This window comes from Neobacillus drentensis (assembly GCF_036965425.1).
Lineage (GTDB): Bacteria > Bacillota > Bacilli > Bacillales > Cytobacillaceae > Neobacillus > Neobacillus drentensis_F.
The window spans coordinates 1-20,610 of the sequence record NZ_JBALPP010000010.1 but is presented as its reverse complement, the minus strand read 5'-3'; the positions used below and the strand labels follow the sequence as shown (position 1 = coordinate 20,610).

The following is a 20,610-nucleotide window of genomic DNA, read 5'->3' as shown; positions in this document are numbered from 1 at the left end:
TATGCTATACTTGCTTTCCTTTTATAAAGGACCAAACATCATGAAAGACATTGGCTCGATATAGCGTGCTAATGATAACTAGGGTAACCGGCCCGACAATCAAGCCTAAAAAACCAATTAATTTAAAACCAACAAAAAGTGCAATTAAAGTGGCTAATGGGTCGAGGCCAATACTGGAAGAAAGAATTTTCGGCTCCATGATTTGCCTTTGAACTAAGACGATGATATAGAGGACGCCAAGTCCAATTGCAATCCCCATATCACCGCCGATTGCTTCATAAATAATCCACGGAACAAATACTGCACCTGTTCCAAGGTATGGGATGATGTCAACAATTCCTGTAACCAAAGCAATCGTAATCGCATAATCAACCCTTAAGACAAGAAGACCAATTAGAATAATAACTGTTGTAATGGAGATAAGTGTCAATTGTGCTTTAATAAAGCCAAATAAGGCCCTCTTTAAGTCAACGAAAACGGTTCTACCGCTCCTTTTTGCTTTTTCAGGTAAAAGTCTTCCTCCCATGGCCGATAAACGATACCAATCTTTGCTGATAAAGAAAGTAGCCAAAAGCGAAAAAATGAGCACGGTTGCCACATTTGGAAACCATGAAATGATATTTGGAATTTTTAAAAATAAATTTTGAATAAATGATCCAACAGTAGAACCGATTTTCTGCCCAACATTTTGGATGTTGGAAATGATTGTATCCTGCTGTCCGGTTTCAAGCTTATTAAATACACTCGTTAATTGATTGTAAAGCGGGAGAATTTGGCCTGTAAAATAATCCTCAAGATAATTAATGAGTGTATCAAGATGTTCTGGTACCACCTTAGCTAAATAAGTGGCACCTGATACAATCTCAGCTACTAATAGTGTAATTAACCCGGCAAATAAGGCAAATATAATAATAAGGGCAAGGAAAACTGAAAGTACCCGCGGCATTTTTGCCTTTTTTTCAAAAATATTGACAAGCGGGTTAATCATAAGAGCGATTATAAGGCCGATAATAAAAGGATATGCAACCTTTGAAACAAAATAAAAAGAAAAGAGTGCTAAAACGACAACACCAATGACAAGTAAAAATCTTAACGTTTGATATATGTATTTAGGATTCAAGCGTAGACCTCCTATTCAATACGGAATATTGGTTTTAGTTTACCATTTTATAAGCGTTTGTGTATAATTTTCCAAATCCTAAGCATTAATACGAAAGTAATGAATAAAAGTTTCAAAATATTAGAGAACAAAAATACCCTATCAATTCAGAATTCTGACCTTTTTTAAATGTTATGGTACAATAATTTGTATGTAGAAATGATGTGACAAAATGATAAGCCAGCCTGTTTTATTCCTCATTTTATTATTGATCATTGGATTTCTTGCTAAAAATAGTTCATTAATGATGGCTATAGCAGTCCTGCTCTTTTTAAAGCTAATCGGCATGGATACTAAATCCTTCTCGTTTCTGCAAGCGAAGGGGATTAATTGGGGAGTTACCGTGATTACCATCGCTGTACTAGCACCGATTGCAACGGGTGAAATTGGCTTTCGGGACTTAACAGGCGCCTTTAAAACTCCTTATGCATGGATTGCACTTGTCTCAGGGATGCTCGTGGCATTACTGGCGAAAGGCGGCGTAACCTTATTAGCAAATGATCCACAGATTACAACAGCCTTGGTTTTAGGAACTATTCTTTCTGTATCCATCTTTAAAGGTGTGGCGGTTGGCCCGTTGATTGGCGCTGGGATTGCCTATGCCTCCATGAAAATCTTTAGTTTTTTTACTTAGATTTTTTGTGAAATAATATTTTTTTTAACAAATTCAGGCCCTTTTCATTCACAAAGTTCTGATAATTGTTTATAATAGGCTTGTAAGCGTCACCTTTTTTACATAAATCATATATGTATACTGTATTACTTGTAAAAAAAATTTTTACCAATGTGAATGAAAAGGCATTCAATTTTTTTATTTCTTATCCTGAGCAGTCGCTCAATGAAATTTTTTTGTTAACAAAATGGGTAATGGGGAAAATTATTATGTGAAGGAGAGATTAACTATGTCAGTAACACGTGGTCTTGAAGGGGTAGTGGCAACAACTTCCTCCATTAGTTCAATTATTGATGACACGCTAACATATGTTGGCTATGACATTGATGATTTAGCTAAAAATGCTAGCTTTGAAGAAGTTATTTATTTATTATGGCACCGCAAGCTTCCTAATGCCGAACAATTGGCTGAATTAAAGCAGCAGCTTGCTGAAAACGCTGCACTTCCAAAAGAAGTTATCGAGCATTTTAAAATGTACCCAATTCAAAAAGTACATCCAATGGCAGCACTTCGTTCAGCGGTATCTTTATTAGGCTTATACGATGAGGAAGCAGATGTTATGGACACAGAAGCGAATTATCGAAAAGCTGTCCGCCTTCAAGCAAAAATGCCAGCAATTGTAACTACGTTTGCCCGCGTTCGAAAGGGTCTTGACCCAATCGCTCCAAGACAAGATTTAAGCTTTGCTGCAAATTTCCTTTATATGTTAACAGGCAATGTACCAGAGGCAATTGCGGTAGAAGCAATTGACAAAGCATTGGTATTACATGCTGACCATGAATTAAACGCATCTACATTCACAGCTCGTGTATGTGTTGCTACATTATCGGACGTTTATTCAGGTGTAACCGCAGCCATTGGTGCTTTAAAAGGCCCTCTTCACGGTGGCGCGAATGAAGCCGTAATGAAAATGCTTACAGAAATCGGGACATTGGAAAATGTTGAGCCATATGTACGTGGTAAGCTTGAAAACAAAGAAAAGATCATGGGCTTTGGCCATAGAGTATATCGTCAAGGCGATCCACGTGCCAAGCACTTAAAAGAAATGTCAAAGAAATTAACAGAGTTAACAGGCGAACCTCATTGGTACGATATGTCTGTTAAAATTGAAGGCATCGTTACTGGGGAAAAGAAACTTCCGCCTAACGTTGACTTCTATTCTGCATCTGTATATCACAGCTTAGGAATTGATCATGACTTAATGACACCAATCTTTGCCGTTAGTCGTGTTTCAGGCTGGCTTGCACACATTTTAGAGCAATATGAAAACAATCGACTTATCCGTCCTCGTGCTGAATACACAGGTCCTGGAATGCAGAAATATATTCCAATTGAACAAAGAGGATAATATTTTTCATTTTTTTAAAAATTGTTGTAAAATAGGAGAGTATGAAAAGGTTAGGGACCTTGGTTCTCTAACCTTTGATTCAGTCCAACATTTTTAGTTTTCATACATAATAGGAGGGAGAACATCTATGCAAGGCGAAAAAATTACGGTAACAAATGGAGTATTAAATGTACCAAACAATCCAATTATCCCATTTATTGAGGGAGACGGTATTGGTCCTGATATCTGGGCTGCTTCCGAAAGAGTTTTAAATGCAGCTGTAGAAAAAGCCTATAAAGGCGAGCGCAAATTGGTATGGAAAGAAGTTCTAGCTGGAGAAAAAGCATTCAATCAAACTGGCGAATGGCTTCCACAAGAAACTTTAGATTTAATTAATGAATACCTAATTGCTATCAAAGGACCACTTACAACTCCAGTTGGCGGAGGCATTCGTTCGTTAAACGTTGCTTTACGTCAAGAGCTTGATTTGTTTGTGTGCTTACGTCCTGTAAGATGGTTTGAAGGCGTTCCTTCTCCAGTTAAGCGTCCACAAGATACGGATATGGTAATCTTCCGTGAAAACACAGAAGATATTTATGCTGGTATCGAGTATGAAAAAGGAACTGAAGCAGTTAAAAAGGTAATCGATTTCCTTCAAAACGAAATGGGTGTAAATAAAATCAGATTCCCAGAAACTTCTGGTATCGGTATTAAACCTGTTTCTGAACAAGGTACATCTCGCCTTGTTCGTGCTGCTATTAACTATGCTATTAAAGAAGGCCGTAAATCCGTTACACTCGTGCATAAAGGCAATATCATGAAATTCACTGAAGGCGCGTTTAAAAACTGGGGTTATGAGCTAGCTGAAAAAGAATTCGGCGATAAGGTATTTACATGGGCTCAATATGATCGCATTAAAGCTGAGCAAGGTTCAGATGCAGCTAACAAGGCGCAAGCTGATGCTGAAGCTGCAGGCAAAATCATTGTTAAAGATGCGATTGCTGATATCTTCTTACAACAAATCCTAACTCGTCCTCGTGAGTTCGATGTTGTTGCAACAATGAACCTAAACGGTGACTTCATTTCTGATGCTCTTGCAGCACAAGTTGGTGGAATCGGTATTGCTCCTGGAGCTAACATCAACTATGAAACAGGACATGCCATTTTTGAAGCAACTCACGGTACTGCTCCAAAATACGCAGGCCTTGATAAAGTAAATCCTTCATCAGTTATTTTATCTGGTGTATTATTGCTTGAGCACTTGGGCTGGAACGAAGCGGCTACAATGGTCATTAAATCAGTAGAAAAAACCATTGCATCCAAAGTTGTAACTTATGACTTTGCCCGCTTAATGGACGGTGCAACTGAAGTGAAAACTTCTGAGTTTGCTAATGAGCTAATCAAAAACATGGAGTAATATTTTAAAGGGCTGTTTTTAACAGCCCTTTGATTAAATTTTTTAACGGAAAAAGGGGAGAGCTAATATGTCATTAAAGCGTAAAAAGGTTTCTGTAATCGGTGGCGGATTTACTGGTGCAACTACTGCATTTTTACTTGCACAAAAAGAACTTGCTGACGTTGTTTTAGTTGATATCCCGCAAATGGAAAACCCAACAAAAGGTAAAGCATTAGATATGCTTGAAGCTAGTCCAGTTCAAGGCTTTGATGCAAATATCACAGGTACTTCCAACTATGAAGATACAAAGGATTCTGATATCGTTGTTATCACAGCAGGGATTGCCCGTAAACCCGGCATGAGCCGTGACGATTTAGTCCAAACCAACCAAAAAGTCATGAAAAGTGTAACACAGGAGATTGCAAAGTACTCTCCAAACTGCACAATTCTTGTATTAACAAACCCGGTTGATGCCATGACGTATACCGTTTTCAAAGAATCTGGCTTCCCTAAGAACCGTGTAATCGGTCAATCAGGTGTTCTTGACACAGCTCGCTTCCGTACATTTATATCACAAGAATTAAACCTTTCCGTAAAAGATATTACCGGCTTCGTTTTAGGCGGACATGGTGACGACATGGTTCCTCTTGTTCGTTACTCTTATGCAGGCGGCATCCCGCTCGAAACTTTAATTCCGAAAGATCGTCTTGACTCAATCGTTGAGCGCACTCGCAAAGGCGGCGGCGAAATCGTAAACCTTCTTGGAAACGGAAGCGCTTACTATGCTCCAGCAGCCTCCTTAGTGGAAATGTGTGAAGCGATTCTTAAAGACCAACGCCGCGTTCTTCCTTCAATCGCTTACCTTGAAGGCGAATATGGTTACGATGGAATTTACCTTGGTGTTCCAACGATCCTAGGAGCTAACGGTATTGAAAAGATAATCGAGCTTGAGTTAACTGCAGACGAGAAAGCAGCATTAGACAAATCTGTTGATTCTGTTCGCAACGTAATGAACGTATTAGCTTAATAGATTGTTTTTAAATTCGGGGTTATGGGGACCCCGAATTTTCTCTATATTTTTTTGCAATCGCTTACAAAGGGGCGTGTTTTTTAGATGCTGTTAGGAAAAAAAAGAAAACTAGGGAGAAGAATTGAAGAAATAACCGTTGGGGAAAAGTTAACTTTAACTGAGAAGATTGAGGATAAAGATCTGCTTCTCTATTTAGGCTTAACAGATGATGCCAACCCGCTTTATATTCAACATGACTACGCATCGCAAACACCATTTGAAAAACCAATTGTACCAAGTATTATGCTGACTGGCATGATTACTTCGGCCATTTCAAAATATTTACCGGGGCCGGGGAGCCATATTTTAGGCCAAAATCTTGAGTTCCCAAAGCCTGTTTATCATTACGGAACCGTCGAGTTTTTATTCGAGATTATTAATGTGGACAGTGATGACCATACTGTTTTAATTCAGGTGGCAGCTGTCAACGAAAAAAATGAAACCGTCATAAATGGCACGGTGAAAGTATGCCCACCACATCGGTTGCAGGAAATTCATGGGACGGCGTTGGATAATTTTTAAGAAATAATTACTTGTTATATATTCATTGCCCGCAACTGGTGAAAAAGGGTCGTCAAGGGAAATGAAAGAGCAATTCATTGCCCGCGACCGGTGAAAAAGGGTCTTCACGGTAAATGAAAGAGGAGTTCATTGCCCGCAACCGGTGAAAAGAGTTCCACAAGGTAAATGAAAAAAGCAGTTCATTGCCCGTATCCCTTTAGAAAGAGATCTTACGGGCAATGAATGTACAATAATTACAGCTTAACAATCACAACTTTATCAAAAAATTTTATATTTACTCAAAGTAACGATCTTTTTTCTCACCCAAAGCCTTAAAATTCCTCTTGAGTATTCGCCTAATTACCTTCTTTGAAACTCCTCCCCCACACCACTCAAAAACACAATTCGTTGTAATTCTTTTAACCGGAAACAAAAGTTTTATTTCCTCGACAAACCGTAAAATCGCAGTTTCAACCTCTTCCTCGGATCCACAATCATGACAGGCCATTTTCCCGCCTGAAACTGAAATTGAAACCTTAAATGAATTGCAAATTCCACAAGTAAGCCCCTTCCGCATTTTTTCAAAAGAATATGCGGGCAGCACTGTATACGGGGATTCAACCTGATGCAAAGAAACCAGTTTCTCCGCCAGCATTTTATGCTTGTTAGATAGTTTTGACGGCTGGGAATTTAATTTTTTCATGAACTTTTTTAATTGTGTTGGATGAATAATAGGCTCGTTAGGAGGTGATTGATATAAGGTGAACTCGGGGTTGATAAATACAACGTAGCCCTTAATGGGGATATTATATCCCATATTTTGGAGTAATTGACGAAGCAGTAAAGTATTCTTATTCAGCTGATCTAGTGGATTCTGATATTCCTTCCCAGAAAATGATTCCAACCTGTTAGTTTTGAAAATAAGATCGTATTCATAATTTTTTACCACAAATAGATGGAGTGTTTCTTGAAAAAGCATTACTGTATCATTTTGGAAACTAGTATTACCTGCCTTAAGCAGCAAATCATTTAAAATATAGCATTCATTCTGGAGCTGCTCTGTTAATAAATCAAACTGAACTTCCCCTTCATAGCCTTTCTTAAGGTTGAAATAGTGCTTTTTTTCATCTGCGGTTAATTCCATTCGTGTGTTTAAAATTCTTAATATTTTTAACTCCTTTGATTCAATGCGAGATTTAAAAGCCACAATCCACTTCCTTTCTAGTTTCAACCTTAATTTTACAAAAAAATATATCTGCGACCGAGCGACAAAAACGACTAATTTGTTAACTTTTCTACTTGGATTATTTTCTCAAATAATAGGAAAGATAAAAACAAATCATGGAAGGAAATGGTGAGTATGTGGAAAGCTTTAGTCGATTATCTTCCTGACTGGAAAGTTTTTATTCAAGCCTTCATTACCTTCCTTATCCCATTTACAACTTCACGATTGTTTAGATGGATACGTTCTTCTAAGGAGAGGTATTAAATTGAAACGACGGAAGATCGAGATAAAGCTGTCCAAACAGCAACAACAGACCAGGCAAATTGAAAAGCAGCCCGAGACTGCTGCAGTTCCATTTTCAGGTAATATCACTATTGATTTAGACCAAATCAGGAAAGAACTCGGTCATAACTCTGATGTGGGATTTCGCGAGTTTTATTTAGGAAACACAGGAATTCGAGCGGCCATTATTTTCCTTTATGGGCTAACAGACAAAGAGCTCATCAATAAATACATTTTAAAATCACTTATGGTCAATTTTTCAGAAAGACATGAACACCGTGAAGTCAGTCTAAAAGAATTTATTACTAATCAAGCTCTTTCTATTAGTGACTTAACAGAAGTTAATAATTTGCATGATACGGTATCTAAAATATTAACAGGTAATACAGCACTTTTAGTCGATGGCATACGGGAAATCATCATTCTCGGCACGACAAAAGAAAAAGCGCGCAATATCGAAGAACCTGTTTCAGAGGCTTTAGTTCGAGGACCAAGGATTGGGTTTACAGAAACGTTAAGCGATAATACGGCCATTTTACGACAGCAAGGATGTAATCACAATTTATCTATTATTCAAATTCAAGTTGGTGAAAGATCTAAAAAGGAACTTGTTATTGCTTTTATAAATGACATTGCAGACCCAGCATTGGTGGACGAGGTTATAAAAAGAATTAAGACAATTAATATCGATGATCTGCCTGAATCAGGCTATGTGGAGCAGTTAATCGAGGATAATTACCTCAGCCCATTTCCTCAGGTACAGAATACGGAGCGTCCAGACAGGGTTTTCAGTGCTTTGATGGAAGGGAGAATCGCAATTTTATTAGATGGATCACCTTTTGCTTTGATTGTCCCAGTAACCTTTAGCATGCTGCTACAATCACCAGAGGACTATTATGAACGCTGGATTCCTGGCTCACTAATCCGCCTCTTACGCTTTTTAGCTGCCTTTTTATCTCTTTTTGCACCTTCGATGTATATTGCTTTCATCTCGTTTCATCCAGGATTAATACCGACCAAGTTAGCATTGTCTATTATTTCATCAAGGGAAGGCGTCCCTTTTCCAGCGTTGATAGAGGCACTAATTATGGAAATATCGATTGAAATATTGCGGGAAGCAGGTCTCCGCTTGCCAAAACCGATTGGACCTGCAATGGGGATTGTCGGGGGATTAATCATTGGGGAAGCAGCAGTACAAGCTGGGATTATAAGTCCCATTATGGTAATTGTGGTGTCCTTAACCGCCATCTCCTCCTTTGCAATCCCACAATATAGTGCCGGGATCACGTTAAGAATTCTTCGTTTTGTGGCGATGTTCTGTGCTGCAATGTTTGGTTTGTATGGAATTATTTTGTTTTTCCTCATACTTTGCAGTCACTTGGTGAAATTGAAAAGCTTTGGAGTACCATATGTCAGTCCAGCCGTTCCTTATCGAATAAGTGACTGGAAAGATTTTATCTTAAGAATGCCGCTATTTATGATGAAACGCCGTCCGAAAATGCTAGACACAAAAGATTCCATTCGTAAAGGGTAGCTGACTTTAAAAAAGGGGATGAACCAGCGATGAAAGTAAGTCATAAGGACCGTATTACAACGCCTCAAGCAGTAATTGTCCTGATCAATTATATTCTTGCAGCTGGAATCCTCACCCTTCCACGAACTTCTGTAGAAAAGGTGAAAACACCTGATGTCTGGTTGTCAGTCATCATTGGCGGTTTGATCGCAATAATTGCAGGTATAATCATGGTCAAATTAAGCCAGCAATTTCCTGAAAAGACCATCTATCAATACAGTCAAGTGTTGGTGGGAAAATGGTTAGGAGGCCTGCTCAGCTTGCTAATAGTAGGTTACTTCTTTACCCTTGCCGCCTATGAAGTTAGAACGCTGGCTGAGGTAACCGGTTTTTTTTTGCTGGAAGGCACCCCGATCTGGGCCATCATCATGCCGTTTATGTGGGTGGGACTCTATTTGGTTTTGGACGGTATAAACCCGATTGCCCGTCTGTTTGAAATCATTTTTCCAATCACAGTAGTTATCTTTTTGCTTGTAACCTTTATGGGATTCGAAATATTTGAGATAGATAATTTACGTCCTGTCTTAGGGTTAGGGCTATTTCCGGTGTTAAAAGGTATTAAAACAACGGTTCTAGCATTTTTAGGACCGGAAATTATGTTGCTCCTAACAGCATTTATGCAAAAACCGCATAAAGCCACCAAGGTTATTCTCGTTGGAATTGGTATTCCTATGATTTTTTACATCATAACCGTTATTATGGTCATCGGAGCTTTATCAATTGATGGAGTGGTTTTGAGAACATGGCCCACCCTTGACCTCATAAGGAGCTTTGAAATCCAAGGATTGATTTTTGAACGCTTTGAATCAATGTTACTAGTTATTTGGATTATGCAAATATTTTCCACCTTTACGATCACGTATTATGCTGCTTCCCTGGGTTTGTCCCAAATTTTTAAAATGAAGATGAATCCAATTTTGTATGGTTTATTATTCATTATTTATGTCATAGCTTTAATTCCTAAAAATATAAACGACCTTTTTAAATTTGGAGACTTAATTGGAAATGCTGCTTTGGTGTTATTTGGTGTATTGCCGTTGCTATTATTGGTAATTTCGAAAATAAAGGGTGGGAAAACATGAAACGAAGAAATTTTTTTCGGCTTCTTAAATGTTCCCTAGTCCTTCTGCTCCTGCTGCCGCTTTCGGGATGCTGGAGTAGTAAAGAAATTGAAGAATTGGGTCTTGTTGCAGGTACAGCACTGGATTTAGAAAAAAAGACAGACTTAAGTGAAGAAATAGAGGGACAGGAGGATAGGTATCCTAATAGAGTGATGATTACGATAACAAACCAATTAATAACTTCCCAGACAACGGAGAGTGGAAAAAAAACAGGTGCCCCGCAGCAAAAATCTTTCAAAAATGTATCGGAAACAGGAGATTCCATTCTTCCTATATTACGTAAAATGATATTGAAAATTGATAAACGTGCATTTGCTCAACATTCAAAAGTGATTGTCATTGGAGAGGATCTTACACGTACTTTGAATCTGCAACAGATTTTGGATTTTTTTCTTAGAGAACAAGAGATGCGGTTAAGCGGTCTAATACTTATCGCAAAGAACAACGCTAAAAAAACTTTGGAATCGCAAGAAACCACCGTTATTCCAGCCTTTCACCTTTTTCAGATTACAAAAAGTCAAGAAAGAACCACGAAGATTTTGCCTCCCTTATCATTGGCTAAAGTAATGGGTAAGTTGCATTCTGGATCCAGTTTTCTTGTACAGACTGTGGTCTCAGAGAAGAGTGAAGTCAAATTTGCAGGAGCGGCGGTAATAAAAGGTAAGACCAAAAAACTGCTCGGATTTTTGAATGAAAAAGAATTAGAAGGCATAGTATGGCTAACTGGTAAAGGAAAAGGCGGGGTTGTGAAGAGCTTTGATAAAGAGACCGGTCAGCCGATTATTTACGAGATTAAATCAATGAAAAGTAAAATTCAGCCTCGGGTTGTAAACAATAACATTTCATTTGATGTAAAGATCGAATCTGAAGGAAGTATTGCCGAGCATTGGGTTCCTTCAGGCCAACCCTTTGAAAATGAATTTTTAAAAAAAGCGGAAAAATCGACTGAAAAAGAAGTGGAGCGTTTAGTTAAAAATATATTAGTCAAAACCCAACAAAACTATCAGGTTGACATAGCAGGGTTTGGAAACAGATTGAGAATTGAATATCCACGAGTTTGGGAGAAGGTTAAAAAAGATTGGGATCATACTTTTAGTAAGATTCCTATCAAGTACAATGTAAATCTAACCGTAAAGGATTATGGGACAAGTGGGTCAAATTAGCTTTTCATTAATAACATAATAATTAAAAGAAGCCTAATTTTTCCTTTATCGACAAATTAGGCTTTGTTAAGTTTTTGTAAAGATAATCACAATTAAAATCTTTAACCAAAGACCAGACCTAGGTTTTTAACGATTTTTTTTGCGTCAGCCATACTAATTTAGTTCAGCCCGTAAAACTAGATAATACGCATAAATTATTATTATAATGAAGTTAACTTATATAGGCGGGGGATATGATGAAAAATAAAATACTTGTAGTCGATGATGAACAGTCAATAGTCACCCTGCTTCAATATAATTTGGAGCAGGCTGGGTTTGAAGTTATTACAGCGATGGATGGGGAAAAAGGAAAACAATTAGCTGAAATTGAGTCGCCAGATATTATCGTTCTCGATTTAATGCTTCCAAAGCTGGATGGGATGGAGGTATGTAAACAGCTTCGCCAGGAAAAAATCATGACGCCTATCTTAATGCTGACTGCCAAAGATGATGAACTCGATAAAATATTGGGCCTCGAGCTTGGTGCAGATGATTACATGGTCAAACCATTCAGCCCAAGAGAAGTGATAGCAAGAGTAAAAGCCATCTTAAGAAGAACGCAGGTTCAACAAGATACTTCTGAAGAAAGCGGTAAAGAGGAATCACAAATTTTGATTGGAAATTTATTGATTCATCCAGAAAAATATGAGGCCTACTTTAAAGAGAATCTTATTGAGTTAACTTTAAAAGAATTTGAACTGCTCCTGTATCTCGCACAAAATAAGGGACGAGTATTAACCCGTGATCAATTACTTAGTGCTGTTTGGAATTATGACTTTGCTGGCGATACTAGAATCGTGGATGTCCATATCTCACATTTAAGGGAAAAAATTGAGGAAGACACAAAAAAGCCAGCCTATATTAAAACCATTCGCGGCCTTGGCTATAAACTGGAGGAGCCAAAAGGAGAATGATGAAATTTCGGTCCAGAATGATCATTGCTCTAATCACCTTAATTATTTTTGTATTAGTTGGTATAGGATTATTGCTTGGTCAGTTATTTAAAAGTTATTTATTAGACTCACTAGATGATCACTCAAAAATAGTCATTTGGTGGAGCATCTCTTTATTTCTGGGGCTTGCTTTAATTGTCATCATCATTCTTGGATTAAGAATAACGTCGAGGTATACAAAGCCAATTGTCGAAGCGACCCACGTTGCGATTGAGCTGACAAAAGGAAATTACCGGGCGAGAACAAGAGTCGATCGGCTCGATGAAACCGGTATGCTGGGCTCAGCGATAAATAGGCTGGCTCAAAACCTCCAAGAGCTTGTGAAAACACAAGAAATGCAGCATGATCGTTTGAAGGCATTGATTGAAAATATGGGTGCCGGTCTAGTTTTTATTGATAGCCGCGGGTACATCAATTTAATCAATAAAGGCTTTATTGATATTTTCCAAGTCAGCCCGTCTGATTACTTAAATAAACTTTATTATGAAGTCATAGAAGAAGAAGAAATTAGTGGTTTAATTGCAGAAGTATTTCGAACTGAGAAAAAGGTTAATAAACAAATATTAATTCCTTTATTTATTGAACGAAAGTATTTTGTCGTATATGGTGTGCCGATTATTGGAAGTAACAATGTTTGGAAAGGGGTTTTGCTCGTTTTTCATGATATTACCGAACTGAAAAAGCTCGAGCAAATGCGAAAGGATTTTGTGGCGAATGTTTCCCACGAATTAAAAACTCCTGTTACTTCTATAAAAGGATTTGCGGAAACACTCCTTGATGGAGCGATGAACAATAAAGAGACTTTGGAAGCCTTCCTTTCTATTATTTTAAAAGAAAGTGACCGGCTGCAAACGCTCATTCAGGAATTATTAGATCTTTCAAAAATAGAGCAGCAGGGCTTTCAATTGGCCATTCAGGATTTAGATTTACATACATTACTTGAAGAAGTTATTGCACTCCTTAATGGAAAGGCACGAACAAAGGGAATTCACCTGGAACTTATAAGTAAACAGCAGCAAGTATTCTTAAAAGGGGATATCGATAGACTAAAACAGGTATTTATCAATTTAATTGCCAATGCCATTACATACACACCGGCTGGAGGAGAGGTAAAAGTTATTCTGCTTGAGCAAGGTGAAAATGTTCGAATACATGTGAGGGACTCAGGTGTTGGAATTAAAAAAGAAGAAATTCCCCGTATTTTTGAGCGCTTTTATCGGGTCGACCGTGCTAGGAGCAGAAATTCGGGCGGAACGGGTCTAGGACTTGCCATTGTTAAACATTTAATCGAAGCTCATCATGGTCAAATCAGTGTTAGAAGTGAGCTTGGTGAAGGAAGCGAATTTATCATTGAACTTAAAAAATAATAGAGGGTGAAATTGTTGGAGAAGAAAAAGCTTGTGCTGATTGACGGCAATAGTATTGCCTATCGTGCTTTTTTTGCACTGCCGCTGCTTAATAATGACAAGGGGATTCACACCAATGCGGTATACGGCTTTACGATGATGCTTATGAAAATACTCGAAGATGAAAAGCCGACACATATGCTTGTTGCTTTTGATGCCGGTAAAACGACCTTTCGCCATAAAACCTTTGGAGAATATAAAGGCGGAAGACAAAAAACCCCGCCTGAATTATCGGAACAATTTCCGTTCATTCGTGAATTACTCGATGCCTATGGAATTTCGAGGTACGAACTGGAAAATTATGAGGCGGACGATATAATTGGAACGCTTTCGTTGTCAGCGGAAAAAGATGGCTATGAAGTGAAGGTTATTTCAGGGGACAAGGATTTAACACAGCTTTCCTCCGCTCATACTACTGTTGGAATCACACGAAAAGGGATTACCGATATTGAAGAATATACTCCGGACCACGTTGCAGAAAAATATGGACTGATTCCAGAGCAAATTATTGATATGAAGGGATTAATGGGTGATACCTCCGATAATATTCCTGGTGTTCCGGGGGTTGGAGAAAAGACCGCGATAAAGCTGCTTAAGGAATTTACAACCTTAGAAAATTTGTTAAACTCGATCGACCAAGTCAGCGGGAACAAATTGAAGGAAAAGCTCGAGGAATTTAAAGACCAGGCCTTGATGAGTAAAGAACTTGCGACGATTGAAAGACAGGCACCTGTAGAAATAGATCTAGAAAGCATCCAATACGAAGGTTTTATTCGTGAAAAACTAGTACCTTTCTTTAAAGAATTAGGTTTTAATTCATTACTGGACAAACTTGGTGAGGATACAACCGTAACCGAAGAGAAGGAGCTGGAGGATGTTGAAGTCAATATCCCGTCGGAAATAACCCCTGAGATTTTTGCAGACAACAATTATTTTTACGTTGAAATGCTTGATGATAATTATCATTATGCAGATATAATCGGTTTTTCCATCGTTAATAAAAATGGACAATTTTACTTGCCAACGGAATTAGCCCTGCATTCGGAAGCTTTTAAAAATTGGGCTGAGGATGAAAGCAAGAAAAAAACGGTTTATGATGTCAAACGTTCCGAGGTTTCATTAAGGAGGCATGACATCCATTTAAAAGGAGCCGATTTTGATATTTTGATGGCTTCCTATATCATAAATCCTTCTGAAAACATCGAAGATCTTGCCGCGATTGCGAAACGGTATGACTTACATAATATCCAATCAGATGAATCGTTTTATGGGAAAGGGGCAAAACGTAAAGTTCCGGAAGCAGTCAAGCTTGCGGAACATCTTGTTCGCAAAAGCCTGGCTATGTCCGATTTGAAGGAAAAATTGGAAGATGAATTAAGAAGCAATGAACAGTTTGAATTGTTTACAGAGCTTGAAATGCCATTATCGCTTATTTTAGCGGATATGGAATCTTGCGGTATCAAAGTAGAGCGGGAGCGACTTGAAACGATGGGCAGGGAACTAAATGAACGGTTAATTGATATTGAGGAGAAAATTTGTGAATTAGCCGGTGAAAAATTTAATATCAATTCAACCAAACAGCTAGGTGTAATTTTATTTGAAAAGCTAGGTCTCTATTCATTTAAGAAAACGAAAACGGGCTATTCTACATCCGCAGATGTCTTAGAAAAATTAGCAGGGGACCATGAAATTATTGAGCATATCTTGCTTTACAGGCAATTAGGAAAGCTTCAGTCAACCTATATCGAAGGGCTGCTTAAATTTATTAATCCAAATACTGAAAAGGTACATACACGATATCAACAAACGTTAACAGCAACTGGTCGATTAAGCTCGATCGATCCTAATCTGCAAAATATTCCAATCCGACTTGAAGAGGGCCGCAGGATTCGACAGGCGTTTGTTCCGTCTGAACCAGGCTGGGTTATTTTTGCGGCCGATTATTCACAAATTGAGCTCCGTGTTTTGGCTGATATTGCTGGTGATGAAAAACTGATACAAGCCTTTAAAGAAGACCTGGATATCCATACTAAAACAGCGATGGAGGTCTTCCATGTCGGCAAAGATGAGGTAACCTCAAATATGCGACGGCAGGCAAAGGCAGTGAACTTTGGTATTGTCTATGGAATAAGCGATTACGGTTTGTCTCAATCGTTAGGAATCACAAGGAAGGAAGCGGGAGAATTTATTGAGCGCTACCTTGAAACCTATCCTGGTGTAAAGGAATACATGGATGACATTATCCATTCAGCAAGACAGAAGGGGTATGTTACCACATTGTTGCATAGAAGAAGATACCTTCCTGAAATAACAGCCCGTAATTTTAATCTTAGAAGTTTTGCAGAGAGAACAGCGATGAATACACCAATCCAGGGAACTGCTGCAGATATTATTAAAAAAGCAATGATTGATATGGCAGAAGCCTTAAAGGATAAAGGCTTAAAAACCCGTCTATTACTTCAGGTGCACGATGAATTAATTTTTGAGGCTCCTGAAGAGGAAATAGAAATTCTAAAAAGTTTAGTGCCGCTAGTTATGGAAAATGCGCTCGAATTAAAAGTACCATTAAAAGTCGATTATGCTTATGGTCCAACTTGGTTTGACGCGAAATAAAAAGGGGGCAAACGAAGTGCCAGAGCTTCCAGAAGTAGAAACAGTCAGGAAAACCTTAAAAAAACTAGTACTCCATAAAACAATCGAAAGCATTTCAGTTTTCTGGCCCAAAATCATAAAGAATCCTGTCGAAGTGGAGCAGTTTACCGATGCTCTAAAAGGTGAAACGATTTTGGATGTCGGCAGACGAGGGAAATTTTTAATTCTGTATACGAACCAATTCGCCATGGTATCTCATTTACGGATGGAAGGAAAATATGGTCTACACCCTAAAGACGAGCCTTTTGATAAGCATACACATGTAATTTTTCATTTTACAGATGGGACTGAATTAAGGTACCGCGATGTCCGCAAATTTGGAACGATGCATCTTTATAAAAAAGGCGAGGAATTCCTCAAGCCGCCGTTAATTGAACTGGGTCCTGAACCCTTTTCCAAGGAGTTTACAGAAGAGTATTTAGCTGAGAAATTGAAAAAAACGAACCGTAAAATAAAACCGGCTTTATTAGATCAGAAGCTCTTTGTTGGCCTTGGAAATATCTATGTGGATGAAGCCCTTTTTCGTTCAGGGATCCATCCTGAAAGGATTGCCAACACACTAAACAAGAAAGAAATATCCATTCTTCACCGTGAAATTGTCGGGACCTTAAGTGAGGCGGTCAAAAAGGGCGGCAGCACCATCCGATCGTATGTGAATTCTCAAGGTGAAATTGGTATGTTTCAGCTCGAACTATATGCATACGGACGAAAGGGCGAAGAATGTAAACGTTGCGGGACACCCCTAGAAAAAACAACGGTAGGAGGCAGAGGCACCCACTTTTGCCCAAGCTGTCAAAAACTTTAAGTTTGTAAGAGTGGAGGATAATTGAATAACATCGGATAGGCTCCTGCCATATACTATCTTAGTGATTTTGGAGGAAGGAGTCCTAGACGTCATGGTTCAGTTGTTCTCACTTCTTATTCTGGCATTTGCCCTCAGCCTTGACAGCTTTAGTGTAGGTTTTACCTATGGACTGAGGAAAATGGTAATGCCGTTAAAATCAATTCTTATTATTGCAACATGTTCGGCGGTTTCTTTATTAATTGCCATAACAATCGGACATGGTCTTGAAAGGGTTTTGTCCCCGAAGATCACCGCAAGCCTGGGAGGCTTCATTCTGATTGCTCTTGGCGCTGGGGTGCTCTATCAATATTTCCGGCCTGAGAAAGAAAAAGAAGTCCTTAAACATGAAAAAACTATAGTGAATTTTGAAATACGCTCACTAGGAATAGCCATTAATATTTTGAAAAAACCAATGTCAGCCGACTTTGACCAATCCGGTACCATTACTGGAATAGAAGCGTTAATGCTTGGTTTAGCCCTGTCACTTGACTCTTTTGGAGCAGGAATTGGGGCAGCGATGCTTGGTTTCTCTCCGTTAATTTTATCCTTTACCGTAGCGACAATGAGTTCCCTCTTTGTTCTATTTGGGATAAAAAGCGGAACCTTTTTTCATAAATTTGAATGGATTCAAAAGTTTACATTCATTCCTGGTATCTTATTAATTATAATTGGAATATGGAAATTATAAGAAACGAGAAAGGATAAGAGCATGTCACTAATTATCGGTTTAACAGGCGGAATTGCCAGTGGAAAAAGTACCGTATCAAATATGTTCAAGGAAATGGATATTACAGTTGTCGATGCAGACGTTGAAGCACGCCTCGCTGTCATGAAGGGAGAATCTGCTTACAATCAAATTGTTGAAGAATTTGGTAAGGAGATTTTACTTGAGGATGGTGAAATCGATAGGCCGAAATTGGGCTCAATTATTTTTCACCAAGCTGAAAAAAGAAATCAATTAAATCAAATTGTTCATCCGGAAGTACGGAAAAGAATGAACTCAAAAGTTGAAGATGCTAAAAATCGTAAGGAACAAGTTGTGGTTCTAGATATTCCATTATTATTTGAAAGCAAGCAAACTTATTTGGTGGAGAAAACCATCCTCGTTTATGTAGACCAACAAACTCAATTAAATCGATTAATCGAGAGAAATAATCTTTCAATAGAGGATGCGGAAGCAAGAATTCATTCGCAAATGCCACTCTCTGATAAAGTCAAATTAGCCGATGCCGTAATTGACAATAATGGATCAATTGCAGATTCAAAAAAACAGCTCATTGAAATATTATCGAGCTGGGGAATCAAGCAGAAATAGATTAAGAAGGAGCCGATCCTTCTTATTTTTTTTGCCTAAAGAGTCAGAATAATAAAACATTAAAAAATCCGCTTTTTATTCATCACAATTAAGTTTAAATATGTTATACTAATTACATCAAGGTAACTAAAAAGTATAACATTAATGTGGAAGGGGTCATACAATGAAGGCAAGAGTAGCAATTAATGGATTTGGGAGAATCGGAAGGATGGTTTTTAGAAAAGCGATTCTTGAAAATAAACTTGATATTGTAGCAATCAATGCAAGCTATCCGGCCGAAACATTAGCTCATTTATTGAAATATGATACAAACCATGGGCCTTTCCAAGGAGACGTCATTTCTTTAGATAATGAACTAATTGTGAATGGAAAAAGAATTAAACTGTTAAGTAACCGTAATCCTGAAGAACTTCCTTGGAGAGAACTAGGGATTGATATTGTTATTGAAGCTACAGGGAAATTTAATGATAGAGAAAAGGCTGCGCTTCATCTACAAGCAGGAGCCAAAAAAGTAATCTTAACTGCACCAGGTAAAAATGAAGATGTAACGATTGTTATGGGTGTTAATGATGAAATGCTCGACATCACACAACATGATATTATTTCAAATGCGTCTTGTACAACAAACTGCCTTGCACCTGTTGCAAAGGTATTAGATGATAAATTTGGAATTGAAAGCGGTTTGATGACAACCATTCATGCCTATACAAATGATCAAAATAATATTGATAACCCGCATAAAGATCTAAGAAGAGCCCGTGGATGTGGACAATCTATCATTCCAACTACAACGGGAGCTGCGAAGGCTTTATCCCTAGTGTTGCCTCAGTTAAAGGGGAAATTGCATGGAATGGCACTAAGAGTTCCAACACCAAATGTGTCATTAGTGGACTTAGTAGTTGATTTGAAACAAGATGTAACTGTTGATGATATAAATAGAGCGTTTACTGAAGCAGCTGATGATGCATTAAAAGGCATTTTAGATTTGACAATGGAACCGCTGGTATCCGTGGATTTTAATACAAACGAACATTCCGCTATCATTGATGGTCTTTCCACCATGGTAATGGGAACAAGAAAAGTAAAAGTACTTGCTTGGTATGATAATGAATGGGGCTATTCTTCACGGGTAATCGATCTTACATTATATGTTGCAGAGGAAATTGCTAATATGCCAAAGGTTAAGGTTGGGTAAAAAAGCTGTCGACTGACAGCTTTTTTTGTTGTGATTTTACCTAATTTGAAAATCATTACATGGAATTATTTAATACTTGCAAAAATTTCATTTTGATAGGTTGCAAAAAAAATATAAACAAAGTATACTAGTCATCGTGAACTTCTTGAAATTGGGAGTGAATAATTACTTAAAGGGTTAGGACCTCTCTGGACTAACTTTCCCCCGTGGTAATTGTTCTGTACCGTCAATAACAGAATTTCAAGAACGGATCTGAAAAAGGTTAGAGGGGGAATTGAATATGGAAACAATGGGACGTCACGTAATCTCTGAATTATGGGGATGCGACTTTGAAAAACTAAATAATATTGATTTTATTGAACAAACCTTTGTAGAAGCGGCTCTTAAGTCAGGTGCAGAAATTCGCGAAGTAGCTTTTCATAAATTCGCTCCACAGGGTGTCAGCGGGGTAGTCATTATTTCTGAATCACATCTAACCATTCACAGCTTCCCTGAGCACGGCTATGCAAGCATTGATGTATATACTTGCGGTGATTTAAATCCAAATATTGCAGCGGATTATATTGCTGAAGCGTTAAATGCTGAAACACGCGAGAACATTGAAATTCCACGTGGAATGGGCCCTGTTCAAGTTAAACAAGCAAGAATTCTTTAAAATTTAAATAAAACAAAAAATGTTAGAGGTGTACTCAGTACACCTCTCAGAGTGTAGACAAA

The 20,610-nt window shown here is 38.1% G+C and carries 18 protein-coding genes; 16 read left to right on the top strand and 2 right to left on the bottom strand.

Annotation, left to right across the window (positions count from 1 at the left end):
- Positions 1-4: 4 nt before the first annotated feature.
- Entirely contained in the window at positions 5-1,120 is a 1,116-nt protein-coding gene (gene ytvI / locus V7161_RS02370) for a sporulation integral membrane protein YtvI (protein ID WP_335442094.1), read from the bottom strand.
- A 211-nt stretch (positions 1,121-1,331) separates the two neighbouring features.
- Between ytvI and V7161_RS02365 the strand changes: the two genes are divergently transcribed.
- The 5 genes from V7161_RS02365 (at position 1,332) to V7161_RS02345 (ending at position 6,146) form a co-directional block, all read left to right on the top strand.
- Complete coding sequence (locus V7161_RS02365) at positions 1,332-1,793, top strand: DUF441 domain-containing protein (protein ID WP_335442093.1); 462 nt, start codon at positions 1,332-1,334, stop codon at positions 1,791-1,793.
- 268 nt (positions 1,794-2,061) lie between these two features.
- Positions 2,062-3,180: a citrate synthase gene (gene citZ / locus V7161_RS02360; RefSeq protein WP_335442092.1), complete on the top strand. Its 1,119-nt coding sequence runs from the start codon at positions 2,062-2,064 to the stop codon at positions 3,178-3,180.
- 127 nt (positions 3,181-3,307) lie between these two features.
- Positions 3,308-4,576, top strand: coding sequence for an NADP-dependent isocitrate dehydrogenase (icd, locus tag V7161_RS02355; RefSeq protein WP_335442091.1), 1,269 nt, complete (start codon positions 3,308-3,310; stop codon positions 4,574-4,576).
- Positions 4,577-4,643: 67 nt separating this feature from the next.
- A complete protein-coding gene (gene mdh / locus V7161_RS02350; RefSeq protein ID WP_335442090.1) occupies positions 4,644-5,582 on the top strand; it encodes a malate dehydrogenase in 939 nt (312 codons plus the stop codon).
- Between the two features lie 87 nt (positions 5,583-5,669).
- Positions 5,670-6,146: a MaoC/PaaZ C-terminal domain-containing protein gene (locus V7161_RS02345; RefSeq protein ID WP_335442089.1), complete on the top strand. Its 477-nt coding sequence runs from the start codon at positions 5,670-5,672 to the stop codon at positions 6,144-6,146.
- A gap of 274 nt (positions 6,147-6,420) precedes the next feature.
- Here V7161_RS02345 and V7161_RS02340 read toward each other — a convergent pair whose 3' ends face one another.
- Positions 6,421-7,332, bottom strand: coding sequence for a nuclease-related domain-containing protein (locus tag V7161_RS02340; protein WP_335442088.1), 912 nt, complete (start codon positions 7,330-7,332; stop codon positions 6,421-6,423).
- Between the two features lie 277 nt (positions 7,333-7,609).
- On the opposite strand from V7161_RS02340, the gene V7161_RS02335 reads away from it, so the two are divergent.
- The 11 genes from V7161_RS02335 to speD all read left to right on the top strand — a co-directional run bounded on the left by V7161_RS02335 (position 7,610) and on the right by speD (position 20,548).
- Positions 7,610-9,166: a spore germination protein gene (locus tag V7161_RS02335; protein WP_420491554.1), complete on the top strand. Its 1,557-nt coding sequence runs from the start codon at positions 7,610-7,612 to the stop codon at positions 9,164-9,166.
- 29 nt (positions 9,167-9,195) lie between these two features.
- Positions 9,196-10,287 (top strand): spore germination protein, encoded by a 1,092-nt coding sequence (locus V7161_RS02330; protein WP_335442087.1) that lies wholly within the window; start codon positions 9,196-9,198, stop codon positions 10,285-10,287.
- Entirely contained in the window at positions 10,284-11,489 is a 1,206-nt protein-coding gene (locus tag V7161_RS02325) for a Ger(x)C family spore germination protein (protein WP_335442086.1), read from the top strand. The genes V7161_RS02330 and V7161_RS02325 overlap by 4 nt, the downstream gene beginning before the upstream one ends.
- Before the next feature lie 236 nt (positions 11,490-11,725).
- The gene (locus tag V7161_RS02320; protein ID WP_335442085.1) at positions 11,726-12,442 is read left to right on the top strand and encodes a response regulator transcription factor; all 717 of its coding nucleotides are present in this window, start codon (positions 11,726-11,728) and stop codon (positions 12,440-12,442) included.
- Complete coding sequence (pnpS, locus tag V7161_RS02315; protein ID WP_335442084.1) at positions 12,439-13,848, top strand: two-component system histidine kinase PnpS; 1,410 nt, start codon at positions 12,439-12,441, stop codon at positions 13,846-13,848. Before V7161_RS02320 ends, pnpS begins: the two co-directional genes overlap by 4 nt.
- A gap of 12 nt (positions 13,849-13,860) precedes the next feature.
- Positions 13,861-16,500: a DNA polymerase I gene (gene polA, locus V7161_RS02310; RefSeq protein ID WP_335442083.1), complete on the top strand. Its 2,640-nt coding sequence runs from the start codon at positions 13,861-13,863 to the stop codon at positions 16,498-16,500.
- A 16-nt stretch (positions 16,501-16,516) separates the two neighbouring features.
- Positions 16,517-17,344: a DNA-formamidopyrimidine glycosylase gene (gene mutM / locus V7161_RS02305; RefSeq protein WP_335442082.1), complete on the top strand. Its 828-nt coding sequence runs from the start codon at positions 16,517-16,519 to the stop codon at positions 17,342-17,344.
- A 91-nt stretch (positions 17,345-17,435) separates the two neighbouring features.
- The gene (gene ytaF, locus V7161_RS02300; protein WP_335442081.1) at positions 17,436-18,071 is read left to right on the top strand and encodes a sporulation membrane protein YtaF; all 636 of its coding nucleotides are present in this window, start codon (positions 17,436-17,438) and stop codon (positions 18,069-18,071) included.
- Positions 18,072-18,092: 21 nt separating this feature from the next.
- Positions 18,093-18,698 (top strand): dephospho-CoA kinase, encoded by a 606-nt coding sequence (coaE, locus tag V7161_RS02295; protein ID WP_335442080.1) that lies wholly within the window; start codon positions 18,093-18,095, stop codon positions 18,696-18,698.
- A 163-nt stretch (positions 18,699-18,861) separates the two neighbouring features.
- Complete coding sequence (locus V7161_RS02290; protein WP_335442079.1) at positions 18,862-19,893, top strand: glyceraldehyde-3-phosphate dehydrogenase; 1,032 nt, start codon at positions 18,862-18,864, stop codon at positions 19,891-19,893.
- Positions 19,894-20,173: 280 nt separating this feature from the next.
- Entirely contained in the window at positions 20,174-20,548 is a 375-nt protein-coding gene (gene speD / locus V7161_RS02285) for an adenosylmethionine decarboxylase (RefSeq protein WP_223591041.1), read from the top strand.
- The last annotated feature ends 62 nt before the right edge of the window (positions 20,549-20,610 follow it).

Coding starts and splice junctions, on each gene's coding strand:
- V7161_RS02365 (WP_335442093.1), top strand. CDS start 1,332: ATGATAAGCCAGCCTGTTTTATTCCTCATTTTATTATTGATCATTGGA.
- citZ (WP_335442092.1), top strand. CDS start 2,062: ATGTCAGTAACACGTGGTCTTGAAGGGGTAGTGGCAACAACTTCCTCC.
- icd (WP_335442091.1), top strand. CDS start 3,308: ATGCAAGGCGAAAAAATTACGGTAACAAATGGAGTATTAAATGTACCA.
- mdh (WP_335442090.1), top strand. CDS start 4,644: ATGTCATTAAAGCGTAAAAAGGTTTCTGTAATCGGTGGCGGATTTACT.
- V7161_RS02345 (WP_335442089.1), top strand. CDS start 5,670: ATGCTGTTAGGAAAAAAAAGAAAACTAGGGAGAAGAATTGAAGAAATA.
- V7161_RS02330 (WP_335442087.1), top strand. CDS start 9,196: ATGAAAGTAAGTCATAAGGACCGTATTACAACGCCTCAAGCAGTAATT.
- V7161_RS02325 (WP_335442086.1), top strand. CDS start 10,284: ATGAAACGAAGAAATTTTTTTCGGCTTCTTAAATGTTCCCTAGTCCTT.
- V7161_RS02320 (WP_335442085.1), top strand. CDS start 11,726: ATGAAAAATAAAATACTTGTAGTCGATGATGAACAGTCAATAGTCACC.
- pnpS (WP_335442084.1), top strand. CDS start 12,439: ATGATGAAATTTCGGTCCAGAATGATCATTGCTCTAATCACCTTAATT.
- ytaF (WP_335442081.1), top strand. CDS start 17,436: ATGGTTCAGTTGTTCTCACTTCTTATTCTGGCATTTGCCCTCAGCCTT.
- coaE (WP_335442080.1), top strand. CDS start 18,093: ATGTCACTAATTATCGGTTTAACAGGCGGAATTGCCAGTGGAAAAAGT.
- V7161_RS02290 (WP_335442079.1), top strand. CDS start 18,862: ATGAAGGCAAGAGTAGCAATTAATGGATTTGGGAGAATCGGAAGGATG.
- speD (WP_223591041.1), top strand. CDS start 20,174: ATGGAAACAATGGGACGTCACGTAATCTCTGAATTATGGGGATGCGAC.